This window comes from Pseudomonas sp. BF-R-01 (assembly GCF_019946615.1).
In the GTDB taxonomy this organism is placed as follows: Bacteria; Pseudomonadota; Gammaproteobacteria; order Pseudomonadales; family Pseudomonadaceae; genus Aquipseudomonas; species Aquipseudomonas migulae.
The window spans coordinates 1-23,467 of sequence record NZ_JAGYFX010000076.1 but is presented as its reverse complement, the minus strand read 5'-3'; the positions used below and the strand labels follow the sequence as shown (position 1 = coordinate 23,467).

At 57.6% G+C, this 23,467-nt stretch carries 19 protein-coding genes; 9 read left to right on the top strand and 10 right to left on the bottom strand.

Annotation, left to right across the window (positions count from 1 at the left end; genetic code table 11):
• On the bottom strand, positions 1-1,221 hold the full coding sequence (locus tag KGB27_RS22955; RefSeq protein ID WP_008033117.1) for an aspartate aminotransferase family protein: 1,221 nt from the start codon (positions 1,219-1,221) through the stop codon (positions 1-3).
• Positions 1,222-1,508: 287 nt separating this feature from the next.
• Between KGB27_RS22955 and KGB27_RS22950 the strand changes: the two genes are divergently transcribed.
• The gene (locus KGB27_RS22950; RefSeq protein ID WP_223556478.1) at positions 1,509-6,224 is read left to right on the top strand and encodes a dermonecrotic toxin domain-containing protein; all 4,716 of its coding nucleotides are present in this window, start codon (positions 1,509-1,511) and stop codon (positions 6,222-6,224) included.
• A 1-nt stretch (position 6,225) separates the two neighbouring features.
• Here KGB27_RS22950 and argR read toward each other — a convergent pair whose 3' ends face one another.
• The 7 genes from argR to acs form a co-directional block, all read right to left on the bottom strand.
• Positions 6,226-7,206: a transcriptional regulator ArgR gene (argR, locus tag KGB27_RS22945; protein ID WP_008033121.1), complete on the bottom strand. Its 981-nt coding sequence runs from the start codon at positions 7,204-7,206 to the stop codon at positions 6,226-6,228.
• Between the two features lie 231 nt (positions 7,207-7,437).
• Positions 7,438-8,202: an ABC transporter ATP-binding protein gene (locus KGB27_RS22940; RefSeq protein WP_008034888.1), complete on the bottom strand. Its 765-nt coding sequence runs from the start codon at positions 8,200-8,202 to the stop codon at positions 7,438-7,440.
• Between the two features lie 27 nt (positions 8,203-8,229).
• Positions 8,230-9,342 carry a M14 family metallopeptidase gene (locus KGB27_RS22935; RefSeq protein WP_223481839.1) on the bottom strand — a complete coding sequence of 371 codons (1,113 nt, stop codon included), beginning with the start codon at positions 9,340-9,342 and terminating at the stop codon, positions 8,230-8,232.
• A gap of 1 nt (position 9,343) precedes the next feature.
• The gene (locus KGB27_RS22930; RefSeq protein WP_008034884.1) at positions 9,344-10,042 is read right to left on the bottom strand and encodes an ABC transporter permease; all 699 of its coding nucleotides are present in this window, start codon (positions 10,040-10,042) and stop codon (positions 9,344-9,346) included.
• Positions 10,039-10,728, bottom strand: a complete 690-nt coding sequence (locus tag KGB27_RS22925) for an ABC transporter permease (RefSeq protein WP_007951063.1) — start codon at positions 10,726-10,728, stop codon at positions 10,039-10,041. The genes KGB27_RS22930 and KGB27_RS22925 overlap by 4 nt, the downstream gene beginning before the upstream one ends.
• Before the next feature lie 90 nt (positions 10,729-10,818).
• Positions 10,819-11,592 carry an ABC transporter substrate-binding protein gene (locus KGB27_RS22920; RefSeq protein ID WP_008034882.1) on the bottom strand — a complete coding sequence of 258 codons (774 nt, stop codon included), beginning with the start codon at positions 11,590-11,592 and terminating at the stop codon, positions 10,819-10,821.
• A 679-nt stretch (positions 11,593-12,271) separates the two neighbouring features.
• Positions 12,272-14,227, bottom strand: a complete 1,956-nt coding sequence (acs, locus tag KGB27_RS22915; RefSeq protein ID WP_008034880.1) for an acetate--CoA ligase — start codon at positions 14,225-14,227, stop codon at positions 12,272-12,274.
• 486 nt (positions 14,228-14,713) lie between these two features.
• Here acs and KGB27_RS22905 point away from each other — a divergent pair, with 486 nt between their 5' ends.
• The 5 genes from KGB27_RS22905 to KGB27_RS22885 all read left to right on the top strand — a co-directional run bounded on the left by KGB27_RS22905 (position 14,714) and on the right by KGB27_RS22885 (position 19,377).
• Positions 14,714-14,977, top strand: coding sequence for a DUF2790 domain-containing protein (locus KGB27_RS22905; RefSeq protein ID WP_008038474.1), 264 nt, complete (start codon positions 14,714-14,716; stop codon positions 14,975-14,977).
• Positions 14,978-15,214: 237 nt separating this feature from the next.
• Positions 15,215-15,529 (top strand): hypothetical protein, encoded by a 315-nt coding sequence (locus KGB27_RS22900; RefSeq protein WP_192227963.1) that lies wholly within the window; start codon positions 15,215-15,217, stop codon positions 15,527-15,529.
• A 516-nt stretch (positions 15,530-16,045) separates the two neighbouring features.
• Positions 16,046-17,296: a ribonucleotide-diphosphate reductase subunit beta gene (locus KGB27_RS22895; protein ID WP_008034875.1), complete on the top strand. Its 1,251-nt coding sequence runs from the start codon at positions 16,046-16,048 to the stop codon at positions 17,294-17,296.
• A 190-nt stretch (positions 17,297-17,486) separates the two neighbouring features.
• Positions 17,487-18,203, top strand: a complete 717-nt coding sequence (locus KGB27_RS22890) for a hypothetical protein (RefSeq protein ID WP_223556475.1) — start codon at positions 17,487-17,489, stop codon at positions 18,201-18,203.
• Between the two features lie 613 nt (positions 18,204-18,816).
• Entirely contained in the window at positions 18,817-19,377 is a 561-nt protein-coding gene (locus KGB27_RS22885) for a Bro-N domain-containing protein (RefSeq protein ID WP_223449741.1), read from the top strand.
• Here KGB27_RS22885 and KGB27_RS22880 read toward each other — a convergent pair.
• Positions 19,343-20,155, bottom strand: a complete 813-nt coding sequence (locus KGB27_RS22880; RefSeq protein WP_223556473.1) for an HNH endonuclease — start codon at positions 20,153-20,155, stop codon at positions 19,343-19,345. The genes KGB27_RS22885 and KGB27_RS22880 overlap by 35 nt on opposite strands.
• Positions 20,156-20,414: 259 nt before the next feature.
• Here KGB27_RS22880 and KGB27_RS22875 point away from each other — a divergent pair, with 259 nt between their 5' ends.
• On the top strand, positions 20,415-21,404 hold the full coding sequence (locus KGB27_RS22875; RefSeq protein WP_207285419.1) for a hypothetical protein: 990 nt from the start codon (positions 20,415-20,417) through the stop codon (positions 21,402-21,404).
• A 6-nt stretch (positions 21,405-21,410) separates the two neighbouring features.
• Here the strand turns inward: KGB27_RS22875 and KGB27_RS22870 are convergent, their stop codons facing one another.
• Positions 21,411-22,226 (bottom strand): sulfite exporter TauE/SafE family protein, encoded by an 816-nt coding sequence (locus tag KGB27_RS22870; protein ID WP_207285420.1) that lies wholly within the window; start codon positions 22,224-22,226, stop codon positions 21,411-21,413.
• A 112-nt stretch (positions 22,227-22,338) separates the two neighbouring features.
• Here KGB27_RS22870 and KGB27_RS22865 point away from each other — a divergent pair, with 112 nt between their 5' ends.
• Together KGB27_RS22865 and KGB27_RS22860 are read left to right on the top strand one after the other, a co-directional pair.
• A complete protein-coding gene (locus tag KGB27_RS22865; RefSeq protein ID WP_223556471.1) occupies positions 22,339-23,106 on the top strand; it encodes an AraC family transcriptional regulator in 768 nt (255 codons plus the stop codon).
• Between the two features lie 93 nt (positions 23,107-23,199).
• The coding region (locus KGB27_RS22860) for an XRE family transcriptional regulator (protein WP_223556469.1) at positions 23,200-23,467 on the top strand (268 nt) is incomplete at its 3' end.

Below are 23,467 nucleotides of genomic sequence, written 5' to 3'. Positions count from 1 at the left end.
TCAGGCTTGCGTCAGTTTTGCCGCAGCGCGCTCGAAACGATCCAGGCCGGCATCGATATCGGCGTCTTCAACCACCAGGCTTGGCGCAAAACGCACCACGTCCGGGCCGGCTTGCAGGACCATCAGGCCTTCGCGCTCGGCGGCGTTGAAGATGTCCTTCGCCTTGCCTTTCCAAGCCTCGCTCAGCACGCAACCGATCAACAGGCCCATGCCACGAACCTTGGTGAACAGGCCGTACTTCTCGCCGATCTGCTCCAGGCGAGCCTTGAACTTGTCGTGCTTGGCGTTGACGCCGGCCAGCACTTCAGGGGTGTTGATCACGTCGATCACCGCTTCGGCGACGGCGCACGCCAGCGGGTTACCGCCGTAGGTGGTGCCGTGGGTGCCGACGACCAGGTGTTTGGCCAGGTCTTCGGTGGTCAGCATGGCTGCGATCGGGAAACCGCCGCCCAGGCTCTTCGCGCTGGTCAGGATGTCCGGGATCACGCCGTAATGCTGGTAGGCAAACAGATGGCCGGTGCGGCCCATGCCGGTCTGCACTTCGTCGAAGATCAGCAGCGCGTTGTGTGCGGTGCACAGGTCACGGGCGCCTTGCAGGTATTCAAGTTCGGCCGGGATAACACCGCTCTCGCCCTGGATCGGCTCCAGAACCACAGCGCAGGTCTTGTCGGAAATGGCGGCTTTCAGCGCGGCCAGATCGTTGTACGGCACATGGGTGATGCCGGTGATTTTCGGACCGAAACCGTCGGAATACTTCGACTGGCCACCGACGTTCACGGTGAACAGGGTACGGCCGTGGAAGCTGTTGAGCGCGGCGATGATTTCGTACTTCTCGCTGCCAAACCGATCATGGCCGACACGACGGGCCAGCTTGAAAGCGGCCTCGTTGGCTTCGGCGCCGGAGTTGCAGAAGAACGCACGCTCGGCAAAGGTTGCGTCGATCAGCTTGTGCGCCAGGCGCAGGGCAGGCTCGTTGGTGAACACGTTGGACACGTGCCACAGCTTGTTCGCCTGCTCGGTCAAGGCACCGACCAGCGCCGGGTGCGCATGGCCCAATACGTTAACGGCAATCCCGCCGGCGAAGTCGATCAGCTCGCGGCCAGACTGGTCCCATACGCGGGAACCGGCGCCACGCACAGGAATGAAGGCGGCAGGCGCATAGTTGGGAACCATTACCTGGTCGAAATCGGCGCGTTCTACCGCAGCGTGCTCAACGGACATCGGAGTCTCCTGAAGAGGAACACTCGCCGGAAACTGGCGAGCGATGGGGGGATTGTAAGGACAGTTTTCAGCCCGGCCTTGCCGCCAAGCGACAACTTCTTATAGCGCAAACCCCGGTTTCAGCCGGGTTTACGGCAATGCGACATATAGCGTCGCAAAGGCGCAGTTTAAACCGGCGGCACAGGTTATAGGCAGGCTTGTCGAACGGTGCGGTAAATATGTACCGCACACCGTGCTTCATCGTTTGTTTTCCTTGGGTTCCATCCAAACGCTAACGGACTAGCGCCATGATTCAGCATGACCCCGAGCTTACGGCTCAGCCAGACGCGCATTTCCAGCATGCGTTCCACAATCTGCCCGACTGGCTATTAACAGCATCGCCCGCTACGCGCACTGCGCTGAAAAGCGCGCGGCTGAACCTCCCTGAATGGCACGCCCAGGCAACCCGCCAGCAGCACCAATCATTGAAAGCGGCCAGCACGCACTATCTGGCCCAGCGTAACCACCTGGAATCCATGCTGGATAAACTGCAGAACGCCCGGGACTTTGCCGAACCGCTTCTGCGTGACGCATTGAAAACCCGGTACGGCCTGGAACTGGACGTCAAGACGACCTTCCTGCGCCTGTACATTCCGCAGACCGTTCCATGGTTCCCGATCAAGACCGGTGCCGCGCGCACCTGGACGGTCTCGCTGCTCGACGCCGCCCTGCACAACTTTCAGGATTCGGAAACCGAAGCGCAGGCTTACGAATCTGCCTCGACGTTCATCACCGAACCCTCGTCCACCGGGCAATTCGATACATTGCCGGCGATCAAGCGCCAACTCTCCATTCAGCACTTCACCCGGTTGTGCAGGGAACTGGATATCGGCGCTCGATACGAGGCCCACCTCAAGGAAAACCTGGGGTTTACCAACCCGGTCGCCGCTGCCGTGTTGAAGTCGAGCGTGATCAAGACGCACAAGGCCGCCCTGCTATCAGCCCTGCATCTGGCCCAGGTCCGTGGCGACCTGCCGCTGGATGCAGGGCAATCGATTCTCGACATGATCGAGGGCCGCGAAAACGTGGGGCTGGACAACTGGCGACTGCACTGTCACGACCTGAGCCTGATGTCTTCATTGCTGACCGGCATCGTCATTTTCGCGCCGCGACTTGACCTCACCGCCCAGCGGTCGAGGATCATCGTCTACATCCCCGACGACCCGGAACACCCGCTCAAACAATACCCTGACACCCTGGCGTTCATGACCGAGCTGACCCGCAAACTGCGCTCGCCTGCTTATCAGGCGTTCTTCAGCCGGTTCATCGATCATCAGGAACGAGGCCACTTTTTCGCCGACCTCAACAGTCGCCTCCACGCCGTGACCTGGCATGAACACCAGCGCGGTGATCCGCTGCCGAGCTGGCGCGACACCCCCATCGACAAGCCCAACCTGCAGTTCTCGGTGAGCCCGATCAGAAACGATTTGTGGACTCACCTCTACCAGCAGCAATTGAACAAACTGCTCAATGACGCACGCACCCTTGCGGTCTCTACCGCCAGCGCCGACCGAGCGGCACGATGGGCGGCGTGGGACGCCTTCAGCAATGTCGCCAAAAAAATCCTTGAAGTGGCGTCGTTCGTGGCCCTGCCTTTTGTTCCGTTTCTGGGCGAATTGATGCTCGCCTACATGGCCTACCAAGTGCTCGACGACACGTTCGAAGGCATCATCGACTGGGCTGAAGGCCTGAAAACCGAAGCGTTCGGACACTTGATGACGATCGCCGAAACGGTGGTTGAACTCGGGACGTTCGCGGTGGGCGGCGTCATGGCGGCCGGTGCGTTCAATGGCCTTATGTCTCGCGAGGCGGTGACGCTGATTTCCCCGCTCAAACCCATCAAGACAGCCACAGGCAAAACCCGATACTGGAAACCGGATCTCGCGCCTTACGAACAGTCCGTTAATCTGCCGGACGCTGCCAGCCCCGACCCTCTCGGTTTGTATCAGCATGAGGGCAAAACGCTGGTGCGCATTGAAGGCAAGGTCTACTCGGTAAAACCGGACAGCAAGACTGGCCGTTTTCAGATTCAGCACCCGCGCCGGGCCGACGCCTATCAGCCGGCTCTGCGACACAACAACCACGGTGCCTGGCAGACCATACTGGAGCGACCGCTGACGTGGGACAGGGAAACCGTGCTGCGCCGCCTCGGCCAGAGCGTCGAGTCGTTCAATACTGCCGAGCGTGAGCAACTCCTGCAGATCAGCGGTTTTCACGACAACGTGTTGCGCGAGATCCATGTCGAGAATCAGCGCCCACCTTCGCTGCTGACCGACACGATCAAGCGCTTCAAGATCGACCGCGACATTCAGGCGCTGGTCGAGCAGACCGGCAGTGACCATCCCGACCGCTATCAGGCGCTGAACCAGCGCAGATCGCTGTTCCAGTCTCGCTACCGTGAACTTGAAAAAACCGCCGATCGCCACGTTCTGCTACTGCAAGGCGAAGTACAGGGACTGCCCACGGACATCGCACAAGAACTGGTGAGCAACGCAAGCGGCACCGAGCTGAAGCAAATGCACAACGGCCGCTTGCCCCAGCGCCTCAAGGATGTAGCGCTGAAAGCCATGGACGCGGTGCGTGTCGCCAGAGCCTATGAGGGGTTTTATCTGCAGGGCATGGAAACGGCGGACACCCATCGCCTGGCCCTGCATAGCCTTGAATCACTGCCCGGCTGGCCTGCTCGCCTGCGCATCGAAGTCAGGGAGTTCGCCCATGAGGGGACGTTGCGCGACAGCATCGGAGCCCCCGATGCGCCGACCCTCAGGACATTGGTGCACGCCGAGGACGGCACGTATCGGGTCCATGAAAACACGGCTCTGCCGGGCGACTTTTATCAGGCCCTCCTGCAGACACTTCCCGACGCTGAGCGTAGCGCACTGGGCCTTTCTGCCGAAGACGGTCAGCTACTCAAACAACGCATTGCCGAGCATGCGCAGAACAAACCCGCGTTGCGCACGCTACTGGTGAAACATCCCAACCGAAAACCCTTCTATGACCCGGCGACCATGCGCCTGCCCGGTGGATCGGAGGGTTACAAGCGAACAGGTCGTCCCATCCCCACACTGGATGACAGGGTTCGCGAGGTGTATCCAGGCCTGCCCCAGGATGAACTACGCGCCGTCGTCGCCCGCCTGCAAAGCCACCCCGATGGCGCTCGCGTGGAGCTTTCGCGCCTGAGTAATGAACTCGAACGGCTGCATGAAAACCTGGATACCTGGATAAAGGAAGCCCCCACCGCCCACCCCGAAACCGGACAGCCATTGAGCGAGCTGGAACAACAGGCCCAGCAGCACAACCGCCGGTTGCTGGCACAGGAAATCCAGCAGAGCTGGCGTCGGCAAACGCAACGGGACCTCGAATCGACAGAGCACAGTGACCGCTATGTATTGCGGTTTGCCGAGCCGATTCTGGGTGAGCTGCCGGTGTTGACGGCCGACTTCAGTCACGTATCGCTGGTCGCCCTCGAAGGCAGTCACGCGGAGCAAGGTGTTCACGGTTTCCTGCAAAATTTCAGCGACCTTCGTCGCCTCGACTTGCGGCGCTTCTCCCTGACCACCCTACCCGACGCCATCCCTCGGATGACCAACCTCGACACATTGGTGCTGAACGAATGCTCGATCAGGATTGATGCTGACGCGTGGTCGAAACTGTCCTCATTGAACAAACTGGTGATGCTGGACCTGTTCCGTAATCCGATTGACGTGGCTCCCGATGTCGGCGCATTTACCGAACTCGTGCACCTGGACCTGAGCGCAACCGGTCTGACTGAAATCCCCGTCAGCGCTATCACGCACCCCAGACTCGATACGCTCATGCTGATCAATAACCGGATCACCGAGCTGCCCGAAGGGGTGTTCGACAGCGTGGTCTACGACAAGCGCGGCGTACACCTGTCGGACAACCCGCTCGTCGACAGCGCTCGGCAACTCGTCAAGCTGCACTACCTCGAAACCTCATACGATCTGGGCGTCTATGCCCCCGAGGCGGATATCGAACGAGCCAGGGCACTCTACCCGAACATGGAAGTCGAGCAGGCCAGCGACTTCGTCTACGAACTGCCTGGCACACTGGAAGAGGGCCGAGCAGCGTTGACCCAACTGGAGGAAGAACTGGCTCAATTGAGCAACGATCTGACGACATGGACAGCCGATCTGCCACCGCGCCATCCGCTAACGGGTGAACCCTTCAGTGACATGCAACAGTTTGTCGAACACGCCAATCGCGATGAATTCAAAGAGGCACTGCAACGTTGCTGGCAGCATGACGCAGACCTGGATGATTTCAATGAGTCGCTTGAGCCGACATTCGAACTCTCCATCCGCCCGGTCATCACCGGGGAACTGCCGACCCTCAGCGCTGACTTCAGTCATGTCTCGGCGCTGGAGCTGCACTGTGTCGATGGCGTGACGCGCATCGGGCGTTTTCTGGAATCCTTCCCGAACCTGAGAAGCCTGAGGCTGCGCGACTTCAACCTCGGTGACATTCCCGATGCGGTGTTCAAGATGGGGCGACTCAGGTCGCTGTCGATTCCCAACTGCCGCGTCAGTCTGTCAGTGCAGTCGGTCGGCGCATTGGCGGGAATGGAACAGCTCGAATACCTCGATCTGGGCCTCAACCCCTTGGGGCTGACACCCGACCTGAGTCAGATGCCGGACCTGGCGACCATTCTGCTCAACGACAGCGGCATCACCGACCTACCCGATGGCCTGCTACAACTGGCCGAACTGGACTGGGCAGACTTGAGCGGCAATGCAATCACCAACATGCCCAGCGACCTGTTGGAGTTGCCCGTGGAAGTGGCTGAGAACATTACGCTGAGGGGCAATCCGTTTACGGAGGAAAGCCTGTTGCGGCTGATCAGTTACTTCGAACGCACACGTGCCGACTTTGGCGTGGAAGAGGTGATCAATCGAGGTGAAATGAACGTATCCACCTCTGAGGGTTCCGAGATCGACGAATAGATCAGCCGCGCTCGGACGGCACCGACGACAACTCGAACGGGCTGCTGCTGCGCCGCTGGTTGCGATCTTCCCGCGGCGTGGCGCCGAAGAAGTTGCGGTAGGCGCTGGAGAAATGTGGCCCCGAGGAGAAGCCGCACGACAGGCCGATCTGGATGATCGACTTGCTGGTTTGCATCAACATCTGCCGGGCCTTGTTCAGGCGCAGTTCCAGGTAGTACTGGCTCGGCACGCGGTTGAGGTATTGCTTGAAGATCCGCTCCAACTGCCGACGGGACACGCACACGTGCTGGGCGATTTCGTCGGTGGTCAGCGGCTCTTCGATGTTGGCTTCCATCAGCAACACCGCCTGGGTGAGCTTCGGATGGCTGGAACCGAGGCGATTCTGCAGCGGAATGCGTTGGCGTTCGCCGCCTTCGCGGATGCGCTCGACCACCAGTTCTTCGGATACGGCGCCAGCGAGTTCGGCGCCGTGATCACGGGCCAGCACTGCCAGCAACAGGTCGAGCACCGACAGGCCGCCACACGCCGTCAGGCGATCGCGATCCCAGTCGAACAGATGGCTGGTGGCGATGACTTTCGGGAAACGCTCGGCGAAATCGTCCTGCCAGCGCCAGTGCACGGCAGCGCGATAACCGTCGAGCAAACCGAGTTGCGCCAACGGATAAACACCGGCGGACAAACCACCGATCACGCAACCGGCACGCACCAGTTGTTTCAGCGCACTGCTGAGCGCCGGCGCGAGGGTGGTCGGCGGCTCATCGGCGAGCAGGAACAGTTTCTGCAGGTTTTCGAGCTTGCCGGCCCAGGGTTCACCCGGCAATTGCCAGGCGCCTTCGGTCGACGGTTCGGCCTGCAGGAACGACAGTTCGTAGACCACGTCCGGATGCACACGCTGGGCAACACGCAAGGCCTCCTCAGCCAGCGCAAGCGTCAGTGCTTTAGTGCTGGGCCAAATCAGGAAACCAATTCGATGGGCAGTCATGGCGGGCAATCCGAAACGAAACAGTGATGAAGGCATGGGCCAATGCTAGCCCGTAAATGAACGCAAATCTCAAAACCTGTAGGAGCCGGCTTGCCGGCGATGGCGGTATGCCTGTGCCAGATATGCAAACTGGCTCACCGCTATCGCCGGCAAGCCAGCTCCTACAAGGGATCGGGGGCGGCCGTTAATTTGCGAAGCATGCACTATCCCGGTGCACAACGGCAGTCTTGATTATTTCAGGCTGCCAGAGAGGAATTGTTGCAGACGTTCGGACTGTGGATTGACCAGCACCTCACGCGGGTTGCCGCTTTCTTCGACGACACCTTTGTGCAGGAACACCAGCTGGTTCGACACTTCACGGGCGAAGCCCATTTCGTGGGTCACCACCACCATGGTCCGGCCTTCCTGGGCCAGGGCCTGCATCACCTTCAGCACGTCGCCGACCAGTTCCGGGTCGAGGGCCGAGGTCGGTTCGTCGAACAGCATCACCTCAGGTTCCATCGCCAGCGCACGGGCAATCGCCACGCGCTGCTGCTCGCCACCGGACATGTGGCCAGGGTAAGCGTCTTTACGATGTGCCACACCGACCTTGTTCAGGTAGTGCTCGGCTTTCTCGCGGGCTTCGGCCTTGGACATGCCGAGCACGTGGACCGGCGCTTCCATGATGTTTTCCATCGCGGTCATGTGCGACCACAGGTTGAAGTGCTGGAACACCATCGACAGACGCGAACGCATGCGTTGCAGCTGTTTCGGGTCAGCGGCTTTCAGCGCGCCGTCCTTGTTGGCAACCAGTTTCAGCTCTTCGTTGTTGAGCAGGATCTTGCCCGCGTGCGGCTGCTCCAGCAGGTTGATGCAGCGCAGGAAGGTACTTTTGCCGGAGCCACTGGAGCCGATGATGCTGATCACATCGCCAGCCGCCGCTTTCAGGGACACGCCCTTGAGCACTTCGTGACTGCCATAGCGTTTATGCAGGTCTTGGACTTCAAGTTTGTACATGCGGTCGGTTCTCACAAAAACAGTCAGTCAGTCGTTGAGCAAGCGCCCGTGACGCAGCGCTTCGCGCCCCGCCACCTTGGCCAGCCAGAAACCGGGTTGGGCATAACGCAGCCGTTCAATGGCAAACAGCACCCCGGACGTACCAGCACACACCGTGCTGACCCGATCCGATAACGGATCGATCACTTCAAAAATCTCGTCGCCGGCTTCGATCCACTCACCGGGTTTACGCAGAAAACTGATCACGCCCGGATGCGGCGCGAACAGCAATTCGGTGCCTTCGAACGGCATGCCTTCACACGCGTCCTGCGCAGGTTTCGGCCATTCGCCGCTGATCAAGCCTTGCTCGGCGAGGAACGCAAGAATGCCTTCGGCATAAGCCTCGGCGTCAGCGCGAGCGGTATCGGCCTGCCCCCCTAATTCAATAGTAGTCGCCAGGCACGCCAGTGGAATCTGCGCTTCAGGAAACTGACGGGACAGACGCAACCATGGCAGCGAGCAGGCTTCGTCGAAGGAGCTGCCGCCGGAATCTTCCGCCAGCAGGCCCACTTTCACATTCAGGTGCGCGGCGAGCGAACGCCATTGCGGCCAGTGTTGCGGCAACGCGTACATGTGCAGCGCGGCTTCGCAATCGCAGTGCAAATCGAGCACCACATCAGCGGTGCAGGCATGGCTGAGCAACACGCGCTGCATGCCTTGCAACTGGCTGCTCGCCTGCGGCAATGCCGCCAGGTGATCGCTCATGGCCTGACGGATCAAGCGGATGTTGGCGTGCGGATCGTCACCCAGATGGCCTTCGAGTTGGGCGGCCACTGGCGCGCTCAGCTCGACGAAATCGCGGTTGAAGTTCTTGCCGCTGCCCGCTTCGAAACGTCCTTGATGATTGCCTTGCAACAGCTGACCGAGGCCCAGTGGGTTGGCCACCGGCACCAGTTCGACCACACCGTTGAGCAGGCCCTGGGCTTCGAGTTCGGTCAGGCGCTTTTTCAGCTCCCAGGCCGTGCGCATGCCCGGCAATTCATCGGCGTGGAGGCTGGCCTGGATGTAGGCCTTGCGCTCGCCGCTACCGAAGCGGAACACCGAAATCTGGCGTTCGCTACCGAGATGGCTCCACGGCAATGGATGATCGATGCGTTCCATATCAGTGCTTCCGCGGGGCCAGGTAGCCCAGCCAGCGGCGCTCGGCCAGTTTGAACAGTTTCACCAGAATGAAGGTCAGGCACAGGTAGAACACACCCGCGGTGATGTACGCTTCGAACGGCAAGTAGAACTGAGCGTTGACCGTGCGCGCGGCACCGGTGATGTCGATCAGGGTCACGATGGACGCCAGACTGGTGGTCTGCAGCATCATGATCACTTCGTTGCTGTATTGCGGCAGCGCCCGGCGCAGGGCCGATGGCAGCAGAATCCGCTTGTACATCTTGAAGCGCGACATGCCCATGGCCTTGGCCGCTTCGATCTCACCGTTCGGCGTAGCGCGCAGGCTGCCGGCGATGATTTCTGCGGTGTAGGCGCTGGTGTTGATCGCGAAGGCCAGGCACGCACAGAACGTCGCGCTGGACAGCCACGGCCACAGGAAGCTTTCCCGCACCGCCTGGAATTGCGCCAGACCGTAGTAGATCAAAAACAGCTGCACCAGCATCGGCGTGCCGCGGATCACGTAGGTGAAGAGCCAGGCAGTCATGTTGACGGCCGCGTTCTTCGAGACGCGCATCAGCCCCAGCGGCAAGGCCGCCAGCAGACCAAAAAACAGCGACAGTGCGAGCAATTTGAGGGTGGTCACCAGGCCGCCGAGGTACAGCGGCAGGGCCTCCCAAATGACGTTGTAGTCGAAGATCATAGATCAGCCGCCCTTACGCCTACCGAGTAGCGCTTCTCAAGGTGACGCAATGCCAGCAACGAGACACTGGTGATCACCAGGTACATCGCCGCCACTGCGAGGAAGAAGGTGAAAGGCTCGCGGGTGGCATCTGCCGCCTGCTTGGCCTTGAACATCATGTCTTGCAGACCCACCACCGAAATCAGCGCGGTGGCCTTGGTCAGTACCAGCCAGTTGTTGGTGAAGCCCGGAATCGCCAGGCGAATCATCTGCGGCACCAACACCCGGAAGAACACCTGGAAGCTGCTCATGCCGTACGCCATACCGGCTTCGGCCTGCCCCTTCGGGATCGCCATGAAGGCGCCACGGAAGGTTTCCGACAGGTACGCACCGAAGATGAAACCCAGGGTGCCGATACCGGCGGCCAACGGGTTCAGGTCGATGTAATCGTCATAGCCGAGCATCGGTGCGACGCGGTTGAGCAGGTCCTGACCGCCGTAGAAAATCAGCAGGATCAGCACCAGATCGGGAATCCCGCGGATTACCGTGGAATACAGATCGCCCAGCCAGGCCAGCCAACGCACCGGCGACAGACGCAGCGCAACGCCGATCAGCCCCAGGACGATGGCCAGGGCCATGGACGACAAGGCGAGCTGAAGCGTCAGCCATGCGCCATCGAGGATGACAGCCCCGTAGCCTTTCAACATGATTCAGATCCTCGAAAGTTGGGATGAAAAAATGGCGCAAACCTCAGAGATCCTGCTGCTTGCGCCATTCGGACTTGTCGCCGGGACGTGTTACTTGCCGTAGATATCGAAGTCGAAGTACTTGTCCTGGATCTGCTTGTACTTGCCGTTCTCGCGAATGGCAGTGATCGCGGTGTTGACCTTGTCTTTCAGCGCATCACCCTTGCGAACAGCAATACCTACGCCGTCGCCGAAGTATTTGACGTCGGTGAAGGCCGGGCCCACGAAAGCAAAACCTTTGCCGGCGTCGGTTTTCAGGAAACCGTCATTCAGCAGCGTAGCGTCTGCCACGGTGCCGTCGAGGCGACCGGCAGCGACGTCGAGGTAAATTTCGTTCTGCGAACCGTACGGCTTGACCTCGGCACCCAGCGGAGCCAGGACTTCGCGGGCGAAACGCTCGTGGATCGAACCACGCTGCACGCCGATGTTCTTGCCCTTCAGCTCGGTCAGGCCTTCGCTGACTTGAGTGCCGGCCTTCATGACCAGGCGAGCCGGGGTGTTGTAGTACTTGTTGGTGAAGTCCACGGACTTCTTGCGGTCTTCAGTGATCGACATGGACGACAGAATGGCGTCGATCTTGCGCACTTTGAGTGCCGGGATCAGACCGTCGAACTCTTGCTCGACCCAGACGCACTTGACCTTCATCTCTTCGCACAATGCGTTGCCGATGTCGTAGTCGAAACCAACGATGCTGCCGTCCGGTGCTTTGGAAGCAAACGGAGGGTAAGCCGCTTCGATGCCAATTTTCAGAGGCTTTTCATCGGCGAAGGTTGGCAGGGACAGCACGGACAGTGCCAGGGCGCCAAGCAGCACGAGTTTCTTCATCTTGGGACTCCATCGGTAAAGGGCTAAAACGGCAGAGTGAGCAACAGCCCATTATGCGAATGAGTAAAACCGGAAAGCGGTTGCTGCGTCCTGGGAAACCGGCGTTGTTTTCAACGCGAGCAACGACGAGCGAGTGATCGGCATTCTAACGACAGGCCCGAAGCCGATATTTCTTCAATGCGACAACAAATTACAGAAGCACCGAGAAAGCCGTTTAGGCACGTTGACAGCCTTGCAATTTCATGCAAGAGCAAAAGACAGTGAACCGATCTATATTGCAAATTGCGGGCCTATTATTCGCAAAGCCTTCTAATCCGGCAAGCGCAGCGTGGGTTCTTATTTTTTTGCGGGGTTGAAATGCATTGATGCGGGGTTATGGCGTTTCGCAATGCCCCGTATCGGCGCAGGCGGTTACACATTCAGTTACTTGAAGGGTCGTGGGTAACAGTGAGAAATGGACTACAGGGGAAGCCGATAATTATTGGGCGTTGTTTATGCGGTGTCTGACAGTCCGCCTTCGCGGGCAAGCCTCGCTCCTACAGGATTCAGGTACTCCTCCCCCCCTGTAGGAGCGAGGCTTGCCCGCGAAGAGGCCCTAACTGCCAATACAAAACCTCAGGCAATAAAAAGCCCCACCAGACTCAACACCTGGCAGGGCTTCGATAACGCCAAACGCTACTTACGCAACATTCATCGTCTTGTGCGTATCAATCAAATGCTGCACCACACCCGGATCCGCCAGGGTCGAAATATCCCCCAACCCATCATATTCAGCGGTCGCAATCTTGCGCAGAATCCGGCGCATGATCTTGCCCGAACGCGTCTTCGGCAGCCCCGGCGCCCACTGGATCACATCCGGCGAAGCAATCGGGCCAATCTCTTTACGCACCCAGTTCTTCAGTTCCAGACGCAATTGCTCGCTCGTCTCTTCGCCAGCGATCAACGTGACGTAGACATAAATGCCCTGCCCCTTGATGTCGTGCGGCACACCGACCACGGCGGCTTCAGCGACTTTCGGGTGCGCAACCATCGCGCTCTCGATCTCGGCGGTGCCCATGCGGTGGCCAGACACGTTGAGCACGTCGTCCACACGGCCGGTGATCCAGTAGTAACCGTCCTCGTCACGACGCGCACCGTCACCGGTGAAGTACATGCCGCGGAAGGTTTTGAAGTAGGTGTCGACGAAACGGTCATGGTCGCCATACAGCGTGCGCGCCTGGCCTGGCCACGAATCGAGAATCACCAGGTTACCCTCGGCGACGCCTTCGATGATGTTGCCCAGGTTGTCCACCAGCGCCGGCACCACGCCGAAGAACGGACGCGCCGCCGAACCAGGTTTTAGCGCGTGAGCGCCCGGCAACGGGCTCATCATGTTGCCGCCGGTTTCGGTCTGCCACCAGGTATCAACGATCGGGCAACGGGATTGACCGACGTTCTTGTAGTACCAGTCCCACGCTTCCGGGTTGATCGGCTCACCGACCGAACCCAGCAGACGCAAGCTGCTGCCGTCAGCACCTTCAACAGCGGCCTTGCCCGACGCCATCATTGCGCGGATCGCGGTCGGCGCGGTGTAGAGGATGTTGACCTTGTGCTTGTCGACGATCTTCGCCACCCGGGTGATGTCCGGGTAGTTCGGCACGCCTTCGAACAGCAGCGTGGTCGCGCCGTTGGCCAGCGGGCCATAGACGATGTAGCTGTGGCCGGTGACCCAGCCGACGTCGGCGGTGCACCAGTAGATTTCGCCCGGGCGGTAGTCGAACACGCGCTCGTGAGTCATGGCCGCGTACAGCAAGTAGCCGCCAGTGGTGTGTTGCACGCCCTTCGGCTTGCCGGTGGAACCGGAGGTGTAAAGGATGAACAGCGCTTCTTCGGCGCCCATCTCTTTCGGCGCGCAGACACTGCCCGCCACTTTCATCAGGTCTTCAAACCAGATGTCGCGATGCTGGTTCCACTTGATGTCGCCACCGGTGCGCTTGCACACGATGACTTTCTGAATGCTGCTGGTTTCCGGGTTGGTCAGCGCGTCGTCGACGTTGGACTTGAGCGGGATTTTCTTGCCGGCACGAATGCCTTCGTCAGCGGTGATCACCACTTTCGAGCGGCAGTCGATGATGCGACCAGCCAGGGCTTCCGGCGAGAAACCACCGAACACCACCGAGTGAATCGCGCCGATCCGGGTGCAGGCCAGCATGGCGACCACGGCTTCCGGAATCATCGGCATATAGATAGTCACCACGTCGCCGCGGTGCACATCCTGGCCACGCAAGGCGTTGGCGAACTTGCAGACTTGTTCGTGCAGCTCGCGGTAGGTGATGTTGCGGCTTTCGGAAGGGTCATCCCCTTCCCAAATGATCGCGACTTGATCGCCGCGCTCGGCCAGATGACGGTCGAGGCAGTTGTAGGAAACGTTCAGGGTGCCGTCGGCGAACCATTTGATGTCGACATGGTGATCGTCGAAGGACGTCTGCTTCACCGTGGTGAAAGGCTTGATCCAGTCGAGGCGCTTGGCTTGCTCGCGCCAGAAACCGTCAGGGTTGACGACCGACTGCTGGTACATGGCTTTGTAGGTTGCCTCGTCGGTCAGCGTGTTGGCTGCTACCTCGGGACGAACGGGATACAGAGAAGCCGCACTCATCTTTCTTACCTCGGTGGAATAGTTGTTTTTGTATGGCCCTGTTGTAGCCCGGGCCGGGCCTATAGAACCATTCGACGATGGTAGTAACAAGCCCCTACAAATTATCGTGATAACCCCGAAATGCCTCCGCTAAACCCTGTAGGAGCCGGCTTGCCGGCGATGGTCGCCAACGATAACGCGCCAATCCTGACACCCCGTAGCGCTCTCAGGTTTATCGCCAGCAAGCTGGCTCCTACAAGGAATGATCGATTCCCCAACAACGTTATTCGGTGATTGTTACGAAATCTGTCAAAGGTGTTTATCAAAACCCCACCTATATGAATGCCACCCCCACGCCTAAAATCCACCTCGCCAACAAGGCAAACCCTGATTAACCAAGTTGCAGCCCCCACGAAGGCAGTTAATCAAAACACCGGTAACCAAGTTCCACACGCAACCCCAAAAAGGTTGCGTGACCCCACTCGACCTCTAAAAGGTAAAACCGAAATGAAAGCTTTATTAGTTCTGGCCCTCTCCAGCCTGTGCGCAACCGCCATGGCAGACGAGGTCCCGACTGATGTCGCACAGCAACAACCGGCCATCGAGGAATACACTTACTCCACTCACCTCGATATCGCCAAAGTTGTCTCCATGAGTGAAATCCCCAATGTGTGCGAAGTTGTTCCCATGAAAATGGAATACGACGACTCCAAAGGCCAACGCCACATTCTGCGCTACAGCATCATGGGTAACGGCTGCTCCAACGGCTGATCACCCACACTCCCCAAAACGGTTCGACCCAATGCCCGATCATCACACCGACCTGTAGGAGCCAGCTTGCTGGCGAAAGCAGTCGACGCAATGTTCCAGGCAGTCAATGCGCCGAACCGTATAGATCGATTTATACGATAGCTTTCAGCATTTATTTGCGCTTTTTAATCGAATCTATCGGCGTAGTATGAATTCCACACCAAGGCACACAACGCCAACGAACCTGGAGCAACGACCATGAAAACCAAACTGATCCTCGCCCTGACCCTGTCTGTACTGGCCGCCAACACCTTCGCCGCCGACGGTTACGACCGCACAGGTTCTGCCACTTTCACCACCGAAGCCGCTGTCGCTTCTGACGGTTACGACCACACCGGCTCGGCCAAAGTCGCCGCCGATGGTGCCGATCACGTCGGTGCAGGCAAACTCGCTTCCGATGGTTTTGATCACACCGGCGCCGCCAAAGTCGCTGCCGATGGTGCCGACCATGTCGGTGCAGGCAAACTCGCCGCCGATGGCGCAGACCACGTCGGTGCCGCTCGCCTGAGCTGATCATCGAGCGTGACTGACAGCCCGACTTCGGTCGGGCTTAGTTGTGTCTGAGGCCTGCGAAAACCGACTCAAAACACAACATGTAGTGAAAAACTCGATTTTTTGTCTATTTTTTGAACAAAAAAGTAGCACGTCAAAATTTAAGAAAAAAAATCTGCGCCCGCGATCTCCAGCCAAAGCCCTGTAAACCCTCGCTCCGACCGAAAAACCCTCCTTCTCGACCGCTCCATGCGCGGATTCGCCCCACCACGGCCGCAAAAATTTCCCTATAATGCCGGCTTAAACGGGCCTGCAATATTCCCTTACAGGGATGACAGCCAGTCCGAAGCCCAGGCCGACGTCGTCAACGACTGCAGCGCCATCAGCGGCTCTCGGAACCCCGTACAAAATTATGTTTATTTGCCTGCGTGTACCGCTGCAAAAAACGCTATCAAACGCGGCCAGACCGGTCGTGTGAAAAACCAACCAATCAGTTTTCACACGGGCATCTGGCCCTCACGCAGGAGACGACACGTCATGCTGAGCTGGGACGAATTCGACAAAGAAGACAGCGGCGAGACCGTGGTAAAAGGCGCCAACGCCGGCCACGCGACTGAAGCCAACATGGACCGCCTCGACACCGCCGGTGGTGTTGCCGCTCAAGAAGCTCGCGCTGTAACCGCGTCCGACTCCGCCGCCATCGCTCGCGCCAAGGCTGCCCTCGACAACCTCGACATCGCCGAAGGCCTCGCCGAACTCGAAGGCGCCTCCGCCCGTGTCGCCGTTGACGAAAAGCGCATGATCAACTGCCGCGCCGACCTCAACCAACTCGTACCGTTCAAGTACGACTGGGCCTGGCAAAAGTATCTGGACGGTTGCGCAAACCACTGGATGCCGCAAGAAGTCAACATGACCGCCGACATCGCCCTCTGGAAAGACCCGGAAGGCCTGACCGACGACGAGCGCCGCATCGTCATGCGCAACCTCGGCTTCTTCTCCACCGCCGACTCCCTGGTTGCCAACAACCTGGTCCTGGCCGTGTACCGCCTGATCACCAACCCGGAATGCCGCCAGTACATCCTGCGCCAGGCTTTCGAAGAAGCGATCCACACCCACGCCTACCAGTACTGCATCGAATCGCTGGCCATGGATGAAGGCGAAATCTTCAACATGTACCACGAGATCCCATCGGTCGCGAAAAAAGCCACCTGGGGCCTGAAGTACACCCGTTCGATCTCCGATCCGAAGTTCGAAACCGGCACCGTCGAAACCGACAAAGAACTGCTGCGCAACCTGATCGCCTACTACTGCGTTCTGGAAGGCATCTTCTTCTACTGCGGCTTCACCCAAATCCTCTCCATGGGCCGCCGCAACAAAATGACCGGCGTCGCCGAGCAGTTCCAATACATCCTGCGCGACGAATCCATGCACCTGAACTTCGGCATCGACGTGATCAACCAGATCAAAATCGAAAACCCGCATTTGTGGGATGCTGAAATGAAGGAAGAGGCTTCGCAGATGATTCTGCAGGGGACTCAGCTTGAGATCGAATATGCTCGGGATACCATGCCTCGCGGCGTGTTGGGCATGAACGCGGCGATGATGGAGGACTACCTGAAGTTCATCGCTAACCGTCGTTTGTCGCAGATTGGTTTGAAGGAAGAGTATCCAGGGACGACTAACCCGTTCCCTTGGATGAGCGAGATTATGGACTTGAAGAAAGAGAAGAATTTCTTTGAGACTCGGGTTATTGAATACCAAACCGGTGGTGCGCTTAGCTGGGATTGATTTCCGAGCTCGCTCAAAATCATTAATCCGTGAAACGCTGTCATTGATCGTGAAACGGACGCACCAAAAAAGGGCTGCCAAATGGCAGCCCTTTTTTATTCTTCAGAGATTTATGTTCATTTCGTAGGAAGTGACCGATTACTCAGGGTCGTATTCCGGACGATCGGTAGATTACTTCTCGGAAAACTTCGTGTTCATAGGTCAACTCGCTACGGATCTCGGCCTTCCCAGAACGACGCTTTCAGCAAAACTCATTCACCTAGGGATAGCTCCGATTTCTGGGCCGGATCTCGATGGAGGGCTTATAACCGTTTACCGCCGCGAAGACATCAATCGCGAGGTCAGAGCCGCTCTGCAAAACGTTTCTCACTACAAATCCAACGCGGGTAGAAAAACCAAAGGCTCCGCCAGCTTCACGGGAGAGGAATCTACATCAAGCACTGATACAGCACGCGCTCTTGGGTTTGTACTGCACGACTTGAAGCATCTCGAACGACAGGGCTTTATTAGCCGAGCTAAAAATCTGAAGACTGGCCGCCATTTCACTAGCAGCTCGGTGGCTAATGCCAAAGCACAGCTTGAGAAGATGATCCCGCTTAAACGTTTTTCAGCTCAGCTCGGCATGACTCCACAGACGTTCTCCAGAAGATTTATCCAAAGCGACTTTCTGAAGTACCTCCGCATAGGGAGCAAAACCCTAGTATCCATAGAGCAAATCCGTCGAGTGCAAGAGCACCGTGAGCTATTCATGAGCTTCTGCGAAGCGGATGAATTTCTAGGTGCCTCAATCGGCCACACCGCTAACCTTGTAAGACAGAAAAGGCTCAACCCCGTACACCCGCATGAGACCGGGTATATTTCTACAGTTCGCCTTCTGCGCCGACATGATGTTATCGAAATAAAATAACCCCCTCCTACGCAAAAACCAGTAGTGTCCAGCTACTGGAAATCCCCATGAAAAAACGAGCAAAATCAATTTCATAAATTAGCGCGAAAAATGTTCATAAATTCGCGAAATAATGAAAAAAGAATTTCGCCTCTAGTGAAAAAATTCTCTAAAGGCCTTGGTTTACGGGACCACCGTTTCGTAGGCCAATGACGATGAGCGGAGCTCGCCACGATTTGATGATTGCAATCTGAATCGTCGAATCGAAAAAGCAAAAGCCCCGATCTGATCGGGGCTTTTTTGTTGGGGGATGAGTAATCCTTTTTAATCCCTACGTCGCTACGCCAAAACTCCTACAGATCTTCCAGCCACTTCCGCATTGATGCCCATTCAAAGCACCTCTAAGCTCAATTGCAGGTGCCTAAGAAACGCCCAACGTAGAAGCTACTCCGTCAAACAGTAATCGCGCATGTCTCGAAGACTTACGTACGATTTTCTGTTTGAAGAGAACGCTTGTTGGGATTTTTTTAAGTCCTCTACGTCGGGTTTTGGCCCTCTCAAAATTCACACGTAGAGGTAATGGATATGCCGACACAAAGACCACTCCGCTCATCCTCCTTCCCGGAGATCGGTCATGTCTGATCCGATCATTCCAACACGTTTCGTACGCCAAAACCTCCACCTCCATGCGCTCCTTTTGGAAAACCAGCCATGGCTCTGCGCCCGCGATCTGGGTCGGCTGATGGGCTTCCATCTGAGTGATCGTGTAGTCAACAAACTGGATCAGGATCAGCGGCGGACCTTGCGGATTGAATATTACGGACAATTTGAGCAGCGGTTAATGCTAAGCGAATCCGGGGCTTATGCGCTGTTGGTGTATCACTACGCGCCGGGGAACCGGTTGTTGCGTGAGTGGTTGACCCACCAAGTGGTCCCGGCCTTGCGCGATGCGGGCCAGCCGAAGAATACGGATCGGCCAATGTTAAGTTTGTTGGATTGGCCGGAGATGTCGTTGAGTCTGTTGCATTGGCAGGATGAAGGTTGGATTCGGCTGCGGGACATGCCCTACCTCTTGCACGATAAGCCGCAACTACAAGTTATGGGGGTTGATCCTTGGTGGCGGAGGGTTGTGCAAATGCTTCTATCGTCGAAGCATTTACCTAGGTTAAATCGTCGAAAACCCATCGACCATTGAGAAGACCTTTCAGTTGCTCAACGCTCAGCAACTGTTGGGGTTTCCTATGAACAATCGCGTGGCAATTCGCACAGAGTGGGATCAAGTCAGTCGCTGGATCGACAACCTGGTCCTCGTCAAATTCGGAAATGGGCTTCACATGGTGCACATGAATAAAGCCTTTTGCATGTGCGCCATACGCTTTCTCGAAATCAAAATCACAGGCTTTGCATCGAAGCCCATGAATAGCGATTGCCTGAAGCCGAAGCTTTGGGCTGCGCTCATACCTCACACCGTAATAGGCGATTTTTTTCCCTTCAGTCCCGATAACACTAGTCTCAAATTCCTGCGCACTATCGATTAGGCTGAAATCGAAGGCCTGCTCCACCTGTAGCTTCGCACGGGAACAGATGTCGTCAAACACCATCTGGTCAATAAACCGGACACCATTACGCCAGTAATTACTCTTCAGTTTTTCGGGAATCTGCTCGAGGTATTCTCCGTCGAGTTTAATGGGAACCGCAGATTCAAAGCGCCTGAAGCCCTCAATGACAGCGAACAAATCACCTCGTGTGCTGTTCTCATCCGCATGAACCTTTCCGATTCGAGCAACACCAAAATAATGAGGGCTGGCACTCAGACGCTGATCCGAAAAAGCCTTGTTTATCATCTTCCCTTTGTAATACAGCACCGCCGTTCCTTCAGTCAGAATTGCTCGATACTGTTTCGGAAAGTGATATAGGACACCGGTTTCATCGGCCCACTTCGATTCATCATTTTCGGCAATGACAGCTGGCATCCACTCATCCCCCTATAAGAGGATGAAGACTACCAAAATTACGGAATTCTCCTACACGATTAGCGGAAAGATTTCGCAATCAGTTCAATCCAGAATCTCGAGAGCAGCGGCGGCGCATACGTCGCACCTACAGCTCTCACCAGGCTATGACATCGTGTGGAAAATGAAGATGTTGGCGCGACTAAGATGAATTAAAAGGTGCGCCATCACCCGCCTCCCGCTATTAATACCCGTCCCCACTCAAGGACCCGAGCCCGCCATGAAATTCGACCTCGCCTACTGCCTCAGTCTCGACGACAAGTTGTCGATCTATGACGTGCGCGATTTGAATTTCGACGAGACCATGGATTTCGATTCCGCCAAGGAACATTTCCAATGCCCCAACGACGCATGCAGGGCGGCGTTCGATGCGGCAAACGTGTTGACGACATTCAACGCCAAAAACGTGAATTACGTTCGCACCCCGCACTTCAAGAACACGCCCAGCACCCGGCATGTGGCGGATTGTCCTTATGTCAGTCTCAAGACGCCGGCGTCCGGAGTGGACGCGGACGGTGCGGAAACGGATGACAGTCGCGAGGAGCATTTCCCGTCGGAATTGTTGCTGACTCGGCGTCAGTATGTGCGTAAGCCATCGAACCCGGCGGTGACGGCGGATGTAACGCGGGACGATCCGAAACCTCTTACACCGCCCAGCGATACCGAGCACCAAAGCCACGAATCAGCGCCGGACAAGACCAGTATCTTCGCCCACCCAGTGGAGTGTTTTGTGTCGAACTTCGAGGACAAGGAGTTGCTCAAGCGCGTGCCGCTGAAGATTGGCGAGCACACGGCGCCTTATGGGTCGTTCTTCAAGAAGGTCGAATACCTGACGGACAACAAGGGGCTGATTTACTGGGGCAAGATCAAGGAGATCAAGGATTACACGCAGAGCTTTCGCATCGATTTCGAGCAGAAGGTCTGGTTCAAGCAAGCGGATGAGGCGAAGAAGAAGCCTTATTCGGTCAACGTTTACTTGAGCAAGAAGTTGATCGAGAACTACCGCAAGCGCAAAGCGTTTCTGGAAGAGATCAAGCACGCCATCGACAGTGAAGCGGAGCTGTATTGCTTCTTTTATGGCGTGACGCCGGAGTTGAAGCAGGTGCCGAGCAAGAAAAACCCCGAGCAGACGTTCGGGGTGTTCAGTGCGAATATCGAGAACCTGGATCACTTCATTATTCGCGAGGCGCCGGGGTTGGAGGCGAAGTGACGGTGTTCAATTCAGGCACATGCTGAGCATCACCACGATCAGCAAACCGATGTACACCCGCGCATGCGTCCGATCCGGAATCCGCCCGATCCACGGCGTGGCCAATCGAATCCCCACCAACGATCCCATCGTCAAAACTGCAAACGCCAACAGATCCACATAACCGACAAACCACGCTCCCAAATCAAAATCGCTAAACCCCGCCATCGCCATGTAAGTCACCGTCCCGGCCAACGCCACGGGCAGGCTTAGCGGATTGGCCATCGACGTTGCCTGACTCATGCTCAACCCGCATCGACGCAACAATGGCACGGTCATGACGCTGCCGCCTACGCCGAGAAACGTGGCGATGGCGCCGATTCCTACGCCGCCACCAGAAACTTCCGCCCTCCCCAATCGCCGTGGGATTGCGTTATCAGCGTGTGTAAGAAAACCGCGTCTGAACAGACAATCCACAATGGTCACGCCCAGGTAAGCAATGAACGCATACCGAATCACCTCGCCACTCACCCACATCGCCGCCACCGCTCCGCCCACCGCGCCCAACCCGATGAACCCGCCCAACGGCCACAGGTAATGGCGAATCAGATTACCGGCGCGGTGATGTTTTCCGGTGGCGACCAGGGCGTTGACGATCATCACGCAGGTCGAGGTGGCGACGGCGATGTGCATTGCCGATTGGCCGATGGGATCGTCGGCACCGTGGCTGGCCATGAGCATGCGGTACAGCAATGGCACGACGACGAAGCCGCCGCCGAAGCCGAACAGCACGGCGGTGATGCCGGTCATGCAGCCGAAGAGTGTCAGCAGGAGGTAGAACATTGTGCGTCGTCCGTTGGTTGAGAGTGGTCGACGATAGAGCGATGTGGCTTGGCCTGCCTCAGCAAGTGAGCCAATAATGTTTGTGTTTACGCCAACTGCTGGAAGCCGCTTGATGCGCAATGTTTCGATTAATTTGCTGGATGACACGCCTCGGTCGGTGGTGGCGATCGGTACGGATTATTCCTACGGGCATGTGCTGCCTAGTCATACGCATAGACGGGCGCAGTTGTTGTACGGCGCCACCGGGGTGATGCAGGTCGGCACGCACGATGGCAACTGGGTGGTGCCGCCGCAGCGGGCGGTGTGGATTCCGGCGGGGGTGGCGCATGAGGTGTTGATGCTGGGGGTGAGCACTCGCAGTTTGTACATCGAGCCGGGTGCTGTGGACTTGGGCGAGCGTTGTCAGGTGATCAGTGTTTCGCCGTTGATGCGGCATTTGCTGATGGAGGCGGTGGAGGTTCCGCTGGCGTACGACGAGGCCGGGCGCGATGGCGCGTTGATCGCGTTGCTGCTGCATGAGCTGGCGCGCAGTGCTCACTTGCCGTTGCACATTCCGCTGCCGGTCGATGAGCGGCTGCTTGGGTTGTGCCAGGGCTTCTTGCAGCGACCCGATGTTCATCAATCGCCGCAGCAATGGGCCGATCAGATGCACGTCAGTCTGCGCACGTTCAATCGGCTGTTTCGCCAGCAAACCGACCTGAGTTTCAGCCAGTGGCGGCAGCGCGCCTGCGTGGTGCTGGCCTTGGCGCGATTGGCGGTGGGTGAGCCGGTGACGCGGATTGCGCTGGATTTCGGTTATGACAGCCCGGCGGCGTTTTCGACGATGTTTCGTCGTGTGTTGGGTCAGGCGCCGTCCGTCTGGTTGGCAGGGGCGAAATAGCAGAATTCAAAAAATGAATTTGATCCGGGCGTAAAACAACTGTACAAAAACACAGTACATTTTGAATCAGCACTCTCGAGCCCGGAGAACACCATGGCCTCTTATGCGATGAAAATCACCCTGGAACGTATCGCCCTCTTCCAATTCACCCCCGCCCATTGCGCCCAGGCCCGGGCGATGTTGGGTTGGAGCGTTGATGAGCTGTCTCGGGAGTCTGGCGTTTTGGTTGATGTGATTGAGCGATTTGAGGCCCGGCGCGATGTGCCGGATGCTGATCGACTGGCGTTGGCGTATCGGTTTGAGTCGCAGGGGTTGGTGTTCTTCCCGGGGTTTGCGCCGGGGCGGGGGATGAGTGTTAGAG

What these genes read in the sequence shown, in the direction of transcription:
- KGB27_RS22955 (WP_008033117.1), bottom strand. Translation starts at nt 1,221, where the DNA reads ATGTCCGTTGAGCACGCTGCGGTAGAACGCGCCGATTTCGACCAGGTA.
- KGB27_RS22950 (WP_223556478.1), top strand. Translation starts at nt 1,509, where the DNA reads ATGATTCAGCATGACCCCGAGCTTACGGCTCAGCCAGACGCGCATTTC.
- argR (WP_008033121.1), bottom strand. Translation starts at nt 7,206, where the DNA reads ATGACTGCCCATCGAATTGGTTTCCTGATTTGGCCCAGCACTAAAGCA.
- KGB27_RS22940 (WP_008034888.1), bottom strand. Translation starts at nt 8,202, where the DNA reads ATGTACAAACTTGAAGTCCAAGACCTGCATAAACGCTATGGCAGTCAC.
- KGB27_RS22935 (WP_223481839.1), bottom strand. Translation starts at nt 9,342, where the DNA reads ATGGAACGCATCGATCATCCATTGCCGTGGAGCCATCTCGGTAGCGAA.
- KGB27_RS22930 (WP_008034884.1), bottom strand. Translation starts at nt 10,042, where the DNA reads ATGATCTTCGACTACAACGTCATTTGGGAGGCCCTGCCGCTGTACCTC.
- KGB27_RS22925 (WP_007951063.1), bottom strand. Translation starts at nt 10,728, where the DNA reads ATGTTGAAAGGCTACGGGGCTGTCATCCTCGATGGCGCATGGCTGACG.
- KGB27_RS22920 (WP_008034882.1), bottom strand. Translation starts at nt 11,592, where the DNA reads ATGAAGAAACTCGTGCTGCTTGGCGCCCTGGCACTGTCCGTGCTGTCC.
- acs (WP_008034880.1), bottom strand. Translation starts at nt 14,227, where the DNA reads ATGAGTGCGGCTTCTCTGTATCCCGTTCGTCCCGAGGTAGCAGCCAAC.
- KGB27_RS22905 (WP_008038474.1), top strand. Translation starts at nt 14,714, where the DNA reads ATGAAAGCTTTATTAGTTCTGGCCCTCTCCAGCCTGTGCGCAACCGCC.
- KGB27_RS22900 (WP_192227963.1), top strand. Translation starts at nt 15,215, where the DNA reads ATGAAAACCAAACTGATCCTCGCCCTGACCCTGTCTGTACTGGCCGCC.
- KGB27_RS22895 (WP_008034875.1), top strand. Translation starts at nt 16,046, where the DNA reads ATGCTGAGCTGGGACGAATTCGACAAAGAAGACAGCGGCGAGACCGTG.
- KGB27_RS22885 (WP_223449741.1), top strand. Translation starts at nt 18,817, where the DNA reads ATGTCTGATCCGATCATTCCAACACGTTTCGTACGCCAAAACCTCCAC.
- KGB27_RS22880 (WP_223556473.1), bottom strand. Translation starts at nt 20,155, where the DNA reads ATGCCAGCTGTCATTGCCGAAAATGATGAATCGAAGTGGGCCGATGAA.
- KGB27_RS22875 (WP_207285419.1), top strand. Translation starts at nt 20,415, where the DNA reads ATGAAATTCGACCTCGCCTACTGCCTCAGTCTCGACGACAAGTTGTCG.
- KGB27_RS22870 (WP_207285420.1), bottom strand. Translation starts at nt 22,226, where the DNA reads ATGTTCTACCTCCTGCTGACACTCTTCGGCTGCATGACCGGCATCACC.
- KGB27_RS22865 (WP_223556471.1), top strand. Translation starts at nt 22,339, where the DNA reads ATGCGCAATGTTTCGATTAATTTGCTGGATGACACGCCTCGGTCGGTG.